A 12,606-nucleotide genomic window follows, 5' to 3' on the forward strand; every position below is an offset into this window, starting at 1 on the left:
CCCGCGCGCCTCTGGGCACCCGGCCCCGCCGTCGCCACCCGGCATAGGATTCCCGCCATGACATGGTTGATCACCGGCGGAGCCGGATACATCGGCGGACATGTGGTGCACCAACTGGTCGCGGCCGGTGAGCGGGTCGTGGTACTGGACGACCTGAGCAGCGGTTCCCGGGACCGGCTGCCCGAGAGCGTCCCCCTGGTGGTCGGCTCGACCCTGGACCGGGCCGCCCTCGACGAGGCGATCCGTGCCCACCGGGTCACCGGTGTGCTGCACATCGCCGCCAAGAAGCAGGTCGGCGAGTCGGTGGCCGAGCCGCTGCACTACTACCAGGAGAACGTGGAGGGCCTGCGCACCGTGCTGGCCGCCGCGGTCGCCGGCGGCGTGAAGAAGGTGCTGTTCTCCTCCTCCGCCGCCGTGTACGGCATGCCGGACGTGGACCTGGTGACCGAGGACACGCCCTGTGCGCCGATCAACCCGTACGGCGAGACCAAGCTGGTCGGCGAGTGGCTGCTGAACGCCTCCGCCAAGGCCTACGGGCTCTCCACGGTGTCGCTGCGCTACTTCAACGTCGCGGGCGCGGCCTCGCCGGTGCTGGCCGACGACGGGGTCACCAACCTGGTCCCGATGGTCTTCCAGCGGCTGACGGACGGGCTGCCGCCGCTGGTCTTCGGCGCCGACTACCCGACCCCGGACGGCACCTGCATCCGCGACTTCATCCACGTCTCGGACATCGCCTCCGCCCACGTCGCGGCCGTGAAGCGGCTCGACGCCGCGAGCGAGCCGGTCTCGCTGACGCTGAACATCGGGCGTGGCGAGGGTGTGTCGGTCAGCGAGATGCTCGCCGTGATCGCCCGGGTCACCGGGCGGGACACCGCGCCCGAGGTCACCCCGCGCCGTCCCGGCGACCCGGCCCGGGTGGTGGCCGCCGCCGACCTGATCCGCAAGGAGCTCGTCTGGAGCGCCGAGTACGACGTCGACGCCATGGTCGCCTCGGCCTGGGAGGGCTGGCTCACCCGCCACCCGGAAGCCCGCCAGGGCTGAGGAACCCCCCAGGGGTTGCTTTTCGGGGGTGCGGGGCTCTGTTCGGTCGAGCAGAGCCCCGCACCCCCGAAAAGCGCCCCGAAAAGCGCCCCCGCCTCAGCCCTGGGGCACGGCGGTGCCGTAGAAGGCGTCGAGGGCGTAGACGCAGCGGTCCTTGCTGCCGACGAAGACCCGGCCGCCGACGGCCACCGGGGAGCCGGTCAGTTCGCCCTTGGTGCCGAGTTCCCAGCGGAGGCGCCCGGAGGCCAGGTCCAGGGTGTGCAGCGAGTGGTCCCGGCTGCCGAGGTGGACCAGGCCGTCCGCGGTGGCCGGGGAGCCGACGATCTCGCCCCTGGCGGTGTAGCGCCAGCGCTCCCGCCCGGAGGCGGTGTCGAAGGCGTGCAGGGTGTCCCCGGCCCCGACCAGGGCGGTGCCGTCGGCGACCACCACCGGCTCGGCGCCCTGCCGGCTGCCGGTGCGGCCGCGCCAGCGCTCCCGCCCGGTGGCGGCGTCCAGCGCGTACACGGTGCCGAGGTAGTCCGCGACGTACACCGAGCCGCCGTCCAGCGCGGGCGGGGTGAAGAGCACCACCGCCGCGTCGAACCGCCAGAGCTCCCGCCCGCTGAGGACCTCCAGCGCGTGCACCCGGTGCCCGGCCGTGACGTACAGCACGCCGGCCTGCTCGACCGGCCGGGACGGGACGTCCTCGCCGACCGGCACCGCCCAGCGCTCCCCGCCGCCGTGCGTGTCGACGCAGTGCAGCCGCCCGCCACCGTGGTAGTACGCGGCGCCGGACACCAGCACGGGGCCGGACTGCGGGTTCTCGTAGACCTGCTGGGCGTCCTCGGCGCGCCACAGCTCGGCGCCGGTCGCCGCCGAGCGCAGCTGCACGCCGCCGCCCCTGATGCCGCAGCAGAGCACGCCGTCTGCGGCGTCCAGCGAGTAGGCCCAGCCGTCCAGGGAGTGGCGCCAGCGCTCGGTGCCGTCGGCGACGTCCACGGTGTACAGGTGCGGGCCGTCCGCGGCGTGGACCCGGCCGGAGTCCACGGCGAGGGCCCAGGCGACGTCGCGGGTCTTGTAGCGGCGCTGCCCGGAGCCGATGTCCAGGGCGTGCACCTCGAAGCTGGAGACGAACAGGGTGCCGTCGGCGACCAGCGGGGTGCCCCAGACGTCGTTGGACATCCGGAACCGCCAGGGCCGCCAGCGGGTCGCCTGCGGCGGGACGGCCCGGCGGACCCAGTCCGCACCGGGCACCGCCCCTTCGGCCGCACCGGTCTGGTGGGCCTGCGGGCCCGGCCCTATCCGTACCGCCGCGCCGGAGAGCCGCACCTCGGCCGAGCCCTGGCCGGCCTGCTGGCGGCGGCGGGCGGCCAGCTTCTCGGTGGCCACCTCCTCGTCGAAGACGCCGCTGCGGGCGGGCGCCACCGGGGCCGCCATGGGCGGGGTGGCGGGCCTGGGCGGCACCACGGGGGCCGGCGGCACCGGCGGCGGGGGCGGTGCCGCCGGACGGCGGCCGCGCTTGCGCTCGATCAGGGCGATGGCGCTGGCGGGCAGCCAGTCCCCCGCCTCGCCGGAGGCGTCGTCCCGGGAGAACAGGTGCGGAGCCAGTTCGGACTGGATCTGAGCGGGTGTCGGCCGGTGTTCGAGCGCGGGCCGCATGCAGGCCCGGACCAGGTCCACCAGTTCGACCGGCAGCCCGGAGAGGTCCGGCTGGTCGCGCAGCAGCTGAAAGACCGTCTCGACGGGGTTGCCGCCCCGGTAGGGCGGGTGGCCGGTGGCGCAGAAGACCAGCAGCGAACCGAGCGAGTAGACGTCGCTGGCGCCGGTCACGCTGCGGCTGTCCCTGGCCTGCTCGGGGGACATGTAGGCGGGGGTGCCGACCGCGACGTTGGTCATGGTGAGCCGGGCGCTGGAGACCCCGGCGGCGATCCCGAAGTCGATCACGCGCGGGCCGTCCTCGACCACCAGCACGTTGGACGGCTTCAGGTCGCGGTGCACCAGGCCGGCCGTGTGGATGGACTGCAGTGCCTCGGCGATCCCGGCGATCAGCCAGCGGACGGCGTCCACCGGCAGCGGCCCGCACTCGGTGACCAGGTCCTCCAGCGAGGGCGCGGGCACGTACGCGGTGGCCAGCCACGGCACCGGGGCGTCGGCGTCGGCGTCCACCACCGCCGCCGTGTAGAAGCCGCCGACCGTCTTGGCCGCGGCGATCTCGCGGGCGAAGCGGACCCGGAACAGCTCGTCCTCGGCCAGTTCACCCCGGACGGTCTTGATGGCCACCCGTCGGCCGGACGCCGACCGCGCCAGGTAGACCAGGCCCATCCCGCCCGCGCCGAGCCGCCCCAGCACCTCGAAGGGCCCGATCCGCCTCGGATCGTGCGCCGTCAGCTGGTCCACTCCGCTGCCTCCTCCCCGTCTGCGGCGCCCTGACCGGGCCGCCGCCCCGATTCTCCAATGCCCACCCCGCCGGATCCAATCTCCCCCGTCAGGGACACGCCCGGGCCCCCGGGGTCCGGCCGTCGCCCGGAGCCGACCTTGACGATCACTCTGAGCGACCCGATCACCCCTCAGCCGACCGGCCGTCACGCTGTGGGGTCATCAGCACACGGGGGGGCTTCGGATGCACTCGGAATATCGCTCCGAGCGCCCCGATGAACGCCTCGAACCACCCCCGGGCGGAGTAATAGTCGCATCACCGAATCGCGACAAGATCGTGCCACGGTAAGCTGACGGCATGACAGGACAAGTTCGCACCGTCGACGGTCGCGTCGCCGGGCGACGCGGACAGGAGACGCGGCAGAAGCTGCTCGACTGCCTCCGCGAGATGCTCAGCACGTCGCCTTACCGGGACGTCAAGGTCATCGACGTCGCCCGTATGGCGGGTACCTCCCCCGCGACCTTCTACCAGTACTTCCCGGATGTCGAGGGCGCAGTCCTCGAGATCGCAGAGGAAATGGCCGAGGACAGCGCCGGGCTCAAAGAGCTCGTCGCAGTAAAGTCCTGGGCGGGAAAGCCCGGTTACACCGCTTCGGAAGAACTGGTGGACGGATTCCTCGCCTTCTGGCGCAAGAACGACGCCATTCTCCGAGTCGTTACTCTCGGTGCAGCCGAGGGGGACAAGCGGTTCTTCAAGATCCGCATGAAGGTCCTCAACTCGGTGGCGTCGGCTCTGACCGAGGCAGTCAAGGCAAACCAGGCCAAGACCGACAAGACGGTCGATCCGGCCGCCGTCTCTGGCGCGCTGGTCTCGCTTCTCGCCTCGGCCGCAGAACATTCGAAGGCCTTCACCTCCTGGGGCGTCAAGGTCAAGGACCTCAAGCCGAACCTGGCTCTGCAGGTCTACCTGGGCGTCACCGGTAAGAAGCCGCCCAAGTAGCAGGCAAGCTGTCCCACCATCCACTCAGCGCGCAGCTCCGGCCTCCTGTCCGGGGCGCGTCGGACGGCGGTTGTGTCCTCGGGGGAGGTTCGCCGACGTGCCGCGACGCGCTGGAAACCACTGTGGGGCGGCCGGAATCACATGATTCCGGCCGCCCCACGGCCATGTCCCGGCCCGGTCACGGGCAGCGTACGACCTGCCCCGCGTAGGCGAGACCGCCGCCGAAGCCGAAGAGCAGCACCGGGTCGCCCGAGCGCAGCTCACCGCGCTCCACCAGCTTGCTCAGCGCCAGCGGGATGGAGGCCGCCGAGGTGTTGCCGGAGTCCACCACGTCGCGGGCGACCACCGCGTCGGGCGCCCCCAGCTTGCCCGCGATGGCGTCGATGATCCGCAGGTTGGCCTGGTGCGCCACGAAGCCCTTGAGCTCGGAAGGATCCAGACCGGCCTTCAGGCAGGTCTCCCTGGCCAGCGGCGCGATCTTGGTGGTGGCCCAGCGGAACACCGACTGGCCCTGCTGGCTGATGGTCGGATCCCAGCCGGTGATCACCACCGCGTCGGTCTTCTCCGGCTCGGTGCCCCAGACCACCGGGCCGATCCCGGCCTCCTCGTCCGGCACCGCCTCCACCAGGGCGGCGCCCGCGCCGTCACCGAAGATCACGCAGGTGGTGCGGTCGGTCCAGTCGATGGTGTCGGACATCCGCTCGGCGCCGATCACCAGCGCCCGCTTCGCCGCGCCGGCCCGGATCGCGTGGTCGGCGGTCGCCAGCGCGTACGAGAAGCCCGAGCAGACCGTGTTGATGTCGTACGCGGCGGGCGCGGTCATGCCGAGCCGGGCGGCGACCGAGGCCGCCGTGTACGGGCTGCGCTCCACCGCGGTGCAGGTGGCGACCACCACCAGGTCGACCTCGACGGCCTGCCGGCCGGCGGCCGCCAGCGCCTTCTGGGCCGCCTCGGTGGCGAGGTCGACCAGCGTCTCCTCGACCGCGATGTGCCGGGTGCGGATGCCCACCCGGCTGCGGATCCACTCGTCGTCGGTGTCGACCAGCTTCGACAGGTCGTCGTTGGTGAGGACCTTGGCCGGCTGGTAGTGGCCGAGCGACACGATTTTCGAGGCGGTCATATTGCCACTCAACCCGGTTACCGGCCGGTCGGGGACTCACGCCTGGGTACAACGTCGCAGGCCAGAACCTGTAGAGCTCGGACAACGGCCCTTGCGGCACAAGACCGCCGACGACCGGGGCACGGTCCTAAGACCGACCGGCAATAGGGAGCGTGGGTGAAGAAGGGGGTCCCCCCGGCCGATGGCGGGCAAGGACGGCCCCTCCTGCCCGATGGCGGGCAAGGAGGGAGAGAGAGCTATCGGCACGCGACGCCGCGGGCCCTATTGCCGGTCGGTCCAAGACCGGACCGTGCCCGGGCGTGCGTCGTGCGAAGGTGCCGCCGCACGCCCGGGGGCCGTCGGCACGCGATGCCGCGGGCCCTGCCGTCGACCGGCCGGGGATCAGGTCGCCAGGGTGGGGGCGTCCGCCATGGCGATCATCGGGTGGGCCGCCGGGTCCAGGGTCTTGAGCAGCTCGACCATCTGCTCCTGGGGCAGCGAGACGCAGCCGTGGGTCGGACCGCCGTGGTCCACGTGCAGCCAGATGCCGCCGCCCCTGGACTTGCCGTCGGGGAAGCGGTTGTCGAGCGGGGAGACGCCCTGCACCCGGTTGTAGTTGATCGCCACCACGTAGTCGAAGGACCCGGCCAGCTGTTCGCCGTTGAAACCGGTGCCGCCGACCACGAAGTGCGAGTCCTGGTCGTACGGGAGCTTGCTGCCCGGGTCGGGCAGCCGGCCGCCCGCGTCGGTCAGCGAGAAGACGCCGATCGGGCTGTGCAGGTCGTCCGCGTGCTTGTCGGTGGTCCAGCCCTTGTACGCGTTGTGGCCCTGCCAGGCGGTGCCGGGCTTCCAGCGGTTGTCGGGCGTGCGGGTCCACAGGACGACCGTGGTGTCGGAGGAGTTCCGGTCCTTGCCGGAGGCCACCAGCAGCTGGCGGGTCTGCGCCGGGACCTTCGCGCTGAAGGTCGGGCCGAGGCCCGGTATCGAGGCGTAGGTGCCGTCGTTGCGGTCCGAGCGGTTGGCGGCGGCCGAGTCGTTGCGGATCGCCCCCGCCTGCGTGGTGCCGCCCGCCGACGCGGGGTCAGCCTCCGGCTTGTCGGGGGCGGCCGCGGAGGCGTGCGGGGAACTCCCGGCCCCCGGGCCCACCGTGAACCAGCCCGCGGTGGCCGCCAGCAGCATCGCCGTACCGCCCATGAGTGCCTTGCCCCGCCGCTTGCGCGGCTTGCGCCGGCGCCCTCTCGGGCGTCGCGACTCATCTCCGTCGCCGTGGACCGCCTCGGGGCGGACCTCGTTGTAGGGCTGGACGGTGACACGATGAGAACCGGACATGCTGACGATCCTTCCAAAGCCAGCGGGATGATCGGAACCCGTGGCGCGTGGTGAGCCTGTGAGCATCGGCACACCGCGGTGTTACCGATACCAGGGCTAGGGACGCCTGGCACCCCCCTGCGGTTGGGGGGTGCCAGGCGTCCGTGATCAGAGTCGCATCGACTGCGGGGTCTCCCGGCGCTGCAGGTCGGGGCCGTCGTACTCGCGGATGACCTCGTAGCGGGTGTTGCGCTCGACCGGGCGGAAGCCCGCGTCCCGGATCAGGCCGAGCAGGTCGTCGCGGTTGAGCTTGTTCGGGGTGCCGAAGTTGTCCGCGTCGTGGGTGATCTTGTACTCGACCACCGAGCCGTCCATGTCGTCCGCGCCGTGGCTGAGCGCCAGCTGGGCGGTGGTGACCCCGTGCATGACCCAGAAGACCTTGACGTGCTGGACGTTGTCGAACAGCAGCCGGGAGACGGCGAAGGTCTTCAGCGCCTCGGCGCCGGTGGCCATCTCGGTGCGCTCCATCAGCCGGTTGCGCACCACTCCGTCCTTGGAGTCGTGGAAGTCGTGCTGGTAGCGCAGCGGGATGAAGACCTGGAACCCGCCGGTCTCGTCCTGCAGCTCACGCAGCCGCAGCACGTGGTCGACCCGGTGGCGGGGCTCCTCGATGTGGCCGTACAGCATGGTGCACGGGGTCTTCAGACCCTTCTCGTGCGCCAGGCGGTGGATCCGCGACCAGTCCTCCCAGTGGGTGTCGTGGTCGACGATGTGCTGGCGGACCTCCCAGTCGAAGATCTCCGCGCCACCGCCGGTCAGCGACTCCAGACCGGCGTCCATCAGCTCGTCGAGGATCTCGCTCGCCGTCAGGCCGCTGATCTTCTCGAACCAGTGGATCTCGGTGGCGGTGAACGCCTTCAGCGAGACGTTCGGCAGCGCCGCCTTCAGCTCGCGCAGGCTGCGCGGGTAGTACCGCCACGGCAGCGTCGGGTGCAGGCCGTTGACGATGTGCAGCTCGGTGAGGGAGTCCACCTCCATCGCCTTGGCCAGCCGGACGGCCTCCTCGATCCGCATGGTGTACGCGTCCTTCTCGCCCGGCTTGCGCTGGAACGAGCAGTAGGCGCAGGAGGCGGAGCAGACGTTGGTCATGTTGAGGTGGCGGTTGACGTTGAAGTGGACGACATCGCCGTTCTTCCGCGTCCTGACGTGGTGGGCGAGACCGCCGAGCCAGGCCAGATCGTCGCTCTCGTAGAGCGCGATGCCGTCCTCGCGGGTCAGCCGCTCACCCGCGTAGACCTTCGCCTCCAGCTCGCGCTTGAGCCCTGCGTCCATGCGGTGACCCGCCTCCTCGATCCTGCCGACACTGTGCCGGAACGAGACTACGCCTGAAGCAGCTCGGCAAGGAGTTCGGGTTCGACGTTGCCACCGCTCACCACGGCCGCGAAGACCCGGCCGTCCAGCTCCCCGGCCCGGTGGAAGTACGCGGCCGGTGCCACCGCCCCCGAGGGCTCGGCCACCAGCCGGCCCCGGCGCGCCAGCAGGGCCACCGTGTCGCGGATCTCCTGCTCGGAGACCGTCACGATGTCGTCCACGTACGCCTGGAGGTGCTCGAAGGGCAGCTCGCCCACCGACGGCGTACGCAGGCCGTCCGCGATCGTCCGGTAGGTGTCCGCCGCCGGCCAGGCCGTCAGCCGCCCGCTGCGCAGGCTCGCCTGAGCGTCCGCCGCCAGCTCCGGCTCGACGCCGATCACCTTGACGCCCGGGCAGATCAGCTTGATCGCCGCCGCCACGCCCGAGATCAGACCGCCGCCGCTGACCGGGACCAGCACGGTGTCGAGACCGTCCGGGGCGTCCTCCGCCACCTCCAGGCCGACGGTGCCCTGACCGGCGATGATGTACGGGTCGTCGTAGGGCGGAACCCAGACGTAGCCGTGCTCGGCCGCCAGCTCGGCGGGGAGGGCGTCCCGCTCGGCGGGAGGGACCAGGATCACCTCGGCGCCGAACGAACGGGTGTTGTCCACCTTCACCGCGGGCGAGGTGTCCGGCATCACGATCACGGCCTTGATGCCGAGCAGCTGCGCGGCGTACGCCACCGCCTGGGCGTGGTTGCCGCTCGACTGGGCGACCACGCCGCGCGCCCGCTCGGCGTCGGTCAGCGCGGCCAGCCGGTTGTACGCGCCACGGGTCTTGAACGCCCCGGTGGGCTGCAGGTTCTCCGGCTTCAGCCAGAGGCTGCGCGCGCCGTCCGAGGCCCATGGACACGGCATCAGCGGAGTCCGTACCGCCACCGTGGCGATCCGCTGCTGCGCGGCGCGCAGCTCCTCCAGTCCGACCAGTGCCATGGGCCCCTCCCCTGTCGCTACTCCAAGGCATCCAGCGGGAGTTCGCTCACCCTGTTCTCCCACTTGGTGGAGAGTACAACCGTGGTCCTGGTGCGGGCCACGCCTTTGGTGCTCGACAGCCGCTTGACCACCGACTCCAGGCCCTCCACGTCCGGCACCCGGACCTTGAGCATGTACGAGTCGTCACCCGCGATGAACCAGCAGTCCTCGACCTCGGCGAGGTCCTTCAGCCGGTGCGCGACGTCCTCGTGGTCCGCCGCGTCGGTGAGTTGAAGACCGATCAGCGCGGTGACGCCGAACCCCAGCGAGGCCGGGTTGACCGTGGCGCGGTAGCCCGTGATCACACCGGCCTGCTCCAGCCGGTTGATGCGGTCAGTCACGCTGGGGCCCGACAGGCCCACCAGGCGGCCCAGCTCGGCGTACGAGGCGCGGCCGTTCTCCCTCAGCGCCTGGATGAGCTGTCTGTCAACCGTGTCCATATATCCGCCTGCGTCCTTCCGAACCGCTACAGACCCACAGATCATTATCCGGAATCAAAGGCGCCATGCGCGGATCAACCCGGATATCGCAAAGAACATACTCTCCCGTGCGGCGCGGCTTTACGCGCCCGTGCCGCCGGGGCCGTCGTGCCCCGGGCTCACGCCGTCGTGCCCGGGGCTCACGCCGTCTTGCCCCCGGAGCCGAGCTCACCCTCCCAGCGCCGGTACAGCCCGTGCCGCACCCCCACCGCGTCCAGCACCCGGCCCGCCACGAAGTCGACCATCTCCCGGGCGGTCGAACCGCCCGCGTAGAAGCCCGGCGAGGCGGGGAGCACCACGGCGCCCTGGGCGTCCAGCTCCACCAGGTGCTTCAGCGTCACCCCGTCGAGCGGCGCCTCACGGACGCAGACCACCAGCGGGCGACGCTCCTTCAGGGTCACCGCGGCGGCCCGCTGCAGCAGGTCCTTGCTCAGCCCGAGCGCGATCCCGGCCACCGCACCGGTGGTCGCCGGCACCACCAGCATCCCCTTCGCCGGGTACGAGCCGCTGGACGGGCCGGCCGCGAAGTCGCCCGCCGACCAGTAGCGGACGTCACCCAGGTCCTCGACACCGGTCCAGGCCGTCAGGTCCTCCTGCCAGTGCGCGTCGCGGAACGACACCCCGGTCTCGTCCAGGATGGTCAGCCGCGCCGCCCGGCTCACCACCAGGTCCACCGCCTCGCCCGCCGCCAGCAGCGCCCGGATCACCGAGGCCGCGTACGGCGTCCCCGACGCGCCCGAGACTCCGACCACCCACGGCTGACGTGCCCTCTGCTGCTCCATGCCCCGCACCCTAGCTCCGATCACCGGCGGCGGGCGGGAGAGCCTCCGGGCGTACGGGGAACCGCCCCCTGTCGGCCGCCGTGCGAACCCGGGGACCGACTCCTGCCCCGGGGCCAGAGCCTGCGGGAAGACCAGAGCCTGCGGGAAGATGGGTGCATGGCGCCGACGCTGATCGACCTCACGCATCCGGTCACCACAGGTATGCCCGTGTACCCCGGGGATCCGGAGGTGGAGCTGCGGCCCGCGCTCACCACGGCCACCGCCGGGGTCAACGTGCTCGGCCTGCACCTGGGCTCGCAGTCGGGCACGCATGTGGACGCCCCGTACCACGTGGACGTCACCTGGCCCACCCTGGACGGGCTGCCGCTGGAGCTGTTCACCGGACCGGCCGTGGTCGCCGACCTGCGCGGGCTCGAACCCCGCACCGGAGTGACCCCGCAACTGCTCGAACCCGCACTGGAGTCGGCGGCCCCGGGCACGATCCTGCTGCTCGCCACCGGCTGGCCCCGGCACTGGGGCAGCGACCGCTATCTCGCCCACCCGTGGCTGACTCCCCGTTCGGCGGAGGCGATCGTCGCGGCGGGCATCCGCACTGTCGGCGTGGACGCCCTGAGCATCGACCCCACCCCCGACCCGGGCCCGGGCGACCCCGCGGTCGCCGCGCTGCTCGCCGACCTCTCCGACGAGCACGACCCCGCCGCCGAGTCCACCGCGCTGGCCGCCCACCGGATCCTGCTCGGCTCCCGCGGCGGTGCGGTGATCGCGGAGAACCTCACCGATCTGACCCCGCTGCTCGACGCCCAGGAGGCGGGCCGCCCGATCGAGCTCTCGCTGTTCCCGCTCCGCCTGGTCGCCGCCGACGGCGCCCCGGTCCGCGCGGTCGCCCGGCTGGGCTGATCCGTACACCTCATCTTGGTCTGGATCATCTCCGGAGTGCGCCGCTAGGCTCCCGCCATGGCAGAGCTCATCGGCGTGGTCGAGGCCCTCTGGCGCTACCCGGTCAAGTCCACCGGCGGCGAGCGGCTGGACGCCGTCGAGGTGGACGGGCGCGGGCTGGCCGGGGACCGGCTGTACGCGGTCCGGGACGGGGACGGGAAGCTCGGCTCGGGCAAGAACACCCGCCGCTTCCGCCGGATGGACGGGCTGCTGCGGCTCTCCTCCCGGCTGGGCGGCCGGCTCGGCGCACCCGAGCTGTTCGATCCGCTGGGCACTCCCGTCGCCGACCCGGACGCCTTCCTGCGCGCCTACCTCCAGCGCCCGGACGTCGGCCTGGCCCGGGAGGACGAGGTCTCCCACTTCGACCAGCTGCCGGTCAGCGTGCTCAGCACCGCCACCCTGGACTGGGTCCGCCGGGCGGTACCGTCCGCGGTCGTGGACGAGCGGCGGTTCAGGCCCAACATCCTGCTGCGCACCCCGCCGGGGACCCCGCCGTTCGTCGAGGACGAGTGGTTCGGCCGGGTGGGACGGGTGAGGGGCGGGGTCGCTCTGGCCTTCATCCGCTCCAGTGAGCGCTGCGCGATGACCGGCACGGCGCAGCCGGGTCTGCCGCACGCCCCCGAGATCCTCAAGGCCGTCGCCCGGGCCCATGACACCCGCCTCGACGCCCTGGCCGAGGTCGCCCGGCCGGGGCGCCTGCGGGTCGGGGACGCCGTCGCCCTCGCCTGAGCCGCTCGGCGTCTCAGCGGTGCGAGCCCTCGGCGGGCCTTCAGGGGTGCGGGGGCGTGCCCCGCGCGCTACTTCCCGGAATGCTGGACCAGGCAGAACGGGTGCCCCGCCGGGTCCAGGTAGACCCGCCAGCCGGTCTCGGCGTCCTTGAGTTCGGCACCGAGTGCGAGGACCCGCTCCCCGGCCGCGTCCAGGTCCTCGACCTCGATGTCCAGGTGCAACTGCTGCGGGTGCGCCGGGTCCGGCCACATCGGCGGGCGGTAGTCCTCGACGCGCTGGAAGCCCAGCACCGTACCGTCGGGCAGGTGGACGGTCGACCACTCCTCGTCCGGCGACCACCTCGGATCGGGGCGGTCGACCTCCCCGCCCAGCACGGTCCCGTAGAAGTGCGCCAGCCCGGCCGGGTAGTGGCAGTCCAGGACCACGCACTGCAGCTTGCCGATCATCGTTCCTCCTCGCCGACCGCACCCGCCCCTCTGCTCGGCAGCATAGGCAC

Annotated in this window: 12 protein-coding genes; 4 read left to right on the top strand and 8 right to left on the bottom strand. The window is 72.2% G+C overall.

The features are described 5' to 3' along the window. Positions 1-57: 57 nt before the first annotated feature. Complete coding sequence (gene galE / locus ACSMTC_RS15635; protein ID WP_436560291.1) at positions 58-1,041, top strand: UDP-glucose 4-epimerase GalE; 984 nt, start codon at positions 58-60, stop codon at positions 1,039-1,041. 96 nt (positions 1,042-1,137) lie between these two features. Here the strand turns inward: galE and ACSMTC_RS15640 are convergent, their stop codons facing one another. After that, positions 1,138-3,417, bottom strand: coding sequence for an outer membrane protein assembly factor BamB family protein (locus ACSMTC_RS15640; protein ID WP_436560292.1), 2,280 nt, complete (start codon positions 3,415-3,417; stop codon positions 1,138-1,140). A 337-nt stretch (positions 3,418-3,754) separates the two neighbouring features. Here ACSMTC_RS15640 and ACSMTC_RS15645 point away from each other — a divergent pair, with 337 nt between their 5' ends. Beyond that, positions 3,755-4,396 (top strand): TetR family transcriptional regulator, encoded by a 642-nt coding sequence (locus tag ACSMTC_RS15645; protein WP_436560293.1) that lies wholly within the window; start codon positions 3,755-3,757, stop codon positions 4,394-4,396. 178 nt (positions 4,397-4,574) lie between these two features. On the opposite strand, the gene ACSMTC_RS15650 is transcribed toward ACSMTC_RS15645, so the two are convergent. From ACSMTC_RS15650 to ACSMTC_RS15675, 6 genes are all read right to left on the bottom strand, one after another. Beyond that, positions 4,575-5,516 (bottom strand): beta-ketoacyl-ACP synthase III, encoded by a 942-nt coding sequence (locus ACSMTC_RS15650; RefSeq protein WP_436560294.1) that lies wholly within the window; start codon positions 5,514-5,516, stop codon positions 4,575-4,577. A gap of 381 nt (positions 5,517-5,897) precedes the next feature. Beyond that, complete coding sequence (locus ACSMTC_RS15655) at positions 5,898-6,824, bottom strand: L,D-transpeptidase family protein (protein WP_436560295.1); 927 nt, start codon at positions 6,822-6,824, stop codon at positions 5,898-5,900. A 147-nt stretch (positions 6,825-6,971) separates the two neighbouring features. Then, positions 6,972-8,135 carry an aminofutalosine synthase MqnE gene (gene mqnE, locus ACSMTC_RS15660; protein WP_436560296.1) on the bottom strand — a complete coding sequence of 388 codons (1,164 nt, stop codon included), beginning with the start codon at positions 8,133-8,135 and terminating at the stop codon, positions 6,972-6,974. A 47-nt stretch (positions 8,136-8,182) separates the two neighbouring features. Beyond that, a complete protein-coding gene (locus ACSMTC_RS15665) occupies positions 8,183-9,145 on the bottom strand; it encodes a threonine ammonia-lyase (RefSeq protein WP_436560297.1) in 963 nt (320 codons plus the stop codon). Between the two features lie 17 nt (positions 9,146-9,162). Continuing rightward, positions 9,163-9,624: an Lrp/AsnC family transcriptional regulator gene (locus ACSMTC_RS15670; protein WP_436560298.1), complete on the bottom strand. Its 462-nt coding sequence runs from the start codon at positions 9,622-9,624 to the stop codon at positions 9,163-9,165. A 179-nt stretch (positions 9,625-9,803) separates the two neighbouring features. Continuing rightward, entirely contained in the window at positions 9,804-10,445 is a 642-nt protein-coding gene (locus tag ACSMTC_RS15675; protein WP_436560299.1) for a UbiX family flavin prenyltransferase, read from the bottom strand. Positions 10,446-10,601: 156 nt separating this feature from the next. Between ACSMTC_RS15675 and ACSMTC_RS15680 the strand changes: the two genes are divergently transcribed. Together ACSMTC_RS15680 and ACSMTC_RS15685 are read left to right on the top strand one after the other, a co-directional pair. Next, complete coding sequence (locus tag ACSMTC_RS15680; protein ID WP_436560300.1) at positions 10,602-11,342, top strand: cyclase family protein; 741 nt, start codon at positions 10,602-10,604, stop codon at positions 11,340-11,342. Between the two features lie 57 nt (positions 11,343-11,399). Continuing rightward, positions 11,400-12,110, top strand: coding sequence for an MOSC domain-containing protein (locus tag ACSMTC_RS15685; RefSeq protein WP_436560301.1), 711 nt, complete (start codon positions 11,400-11,402; stop codon positions 12,108-12,110). 68 nt (positions 12,111-12,178) lie between these two features. On the opposite strand, the gene ACSMTC_RS15690 is transcribed toward ACSMTC_RS15685, so the two are convergent. Beyond that, complete coding sequence (locus ACSMTC_RS15690) at positions 12,179-12,556, bottom strand: VOC family protein (RefSeq protein ID WP_436560302.1); 378 nt, start codon at positions 12,554-12,556, stop codon at positions 12,179-12,181. Positions 12,557-12,606 lie beyond the last annotated feature (50 nt).

The sequence above is a fragment of the Kitasatospora sp. HPM-01-4 genome, from assembly GCF_051374625.1.
Classification (GTDB): Bacteria; Actinomycetota; Actinomycetes; order Streptomycetales; family Streptomycetaceae; genus Kitasatospora.

Excerpts from the sequence above, each read along its gene's own strand:
- ACSMTC_RS15665 (WP_436560297.1), bottom strand. The coding sequence starts at position 9,145 with ATGGCACTGGTCGGACTGGAGGAGCTGCGCGCCGCGCAGCAGCGGATC.
- ACSMTC_RS15685 (WP_436560301.1), top strand. The coding sequence starts at position 11,400 with ATGGCAGAGCTCATCGGCGTGGTCGAGGCCCTCTGGCGCTACCCGGTC.
- ACSMTC_RS15690 (WP_436560302.1), bottom strand. The coding sequence starts at position 12,556 with ATGATCGGCAAGCTGCAGTGCGTGGTCCTGGACTGCCACTACCCGGCC.
- ACSMTC_RS15680 (WP_436560300.1), top strand. The coding sequence starts at position 10,602 with ATGGCGCCGACGCTGATCGACCTCACGCATCCGGTCACCACAGGTATG.
- galE (WP_436560291.1), top strand. The coding sequence starts at position 58 with ATGACATGGTTGATCACCGGCGGAGCCGGATACATCGGCGGACATGTG.
- ACSMTC_RS15675 (WP_436560299.1), bottom strand. The coding sequence starts at position 10,445 with ATGGAGCAGCAGAGGGCACGTCAGCCGTGGGTGGTCGGAGTCTCGGGC.
- ACSMTC_RS15650 (WP_436560294.1), bottom strand. The coding sequence starts at position 5,516 with ATGACCGCCTCGAAAATCGTGTCGCTCGGCCACTACCAGCCGGCCAAG.
- mqnE (WP_436560296.1), bottom strand. The coding sequence starts at position 8,135 with ATGGACGCAGGGCTCAAGCGCGAGCTGGAGGCGAAGGTCTACGCGGGT.
- ACSMTC_RS15645 (WP_436560293.1), top strand. The coding sequence starts at position 3,755 with ATGACAGGACAAGTTCGCACCGTCGACGGTCGCGTCGCCGGGCGACGC.
- ACSMTC_RS15655 (WP_436560295.1), bottom strand. The coding sequence starts at position 6,824 with ATGTCCGGTTCTCATCGTGTCACCGTCCAGCCCTACAACGAGGTCCGC.
- ACSMTC_RS15670 (WP_436560298.1), bottom strand. The coding sequence starts at position 9,624 with ATGGACACGGTTGACAGACAGCTCATCCAGGCGCTGAGGGAGAACGGC.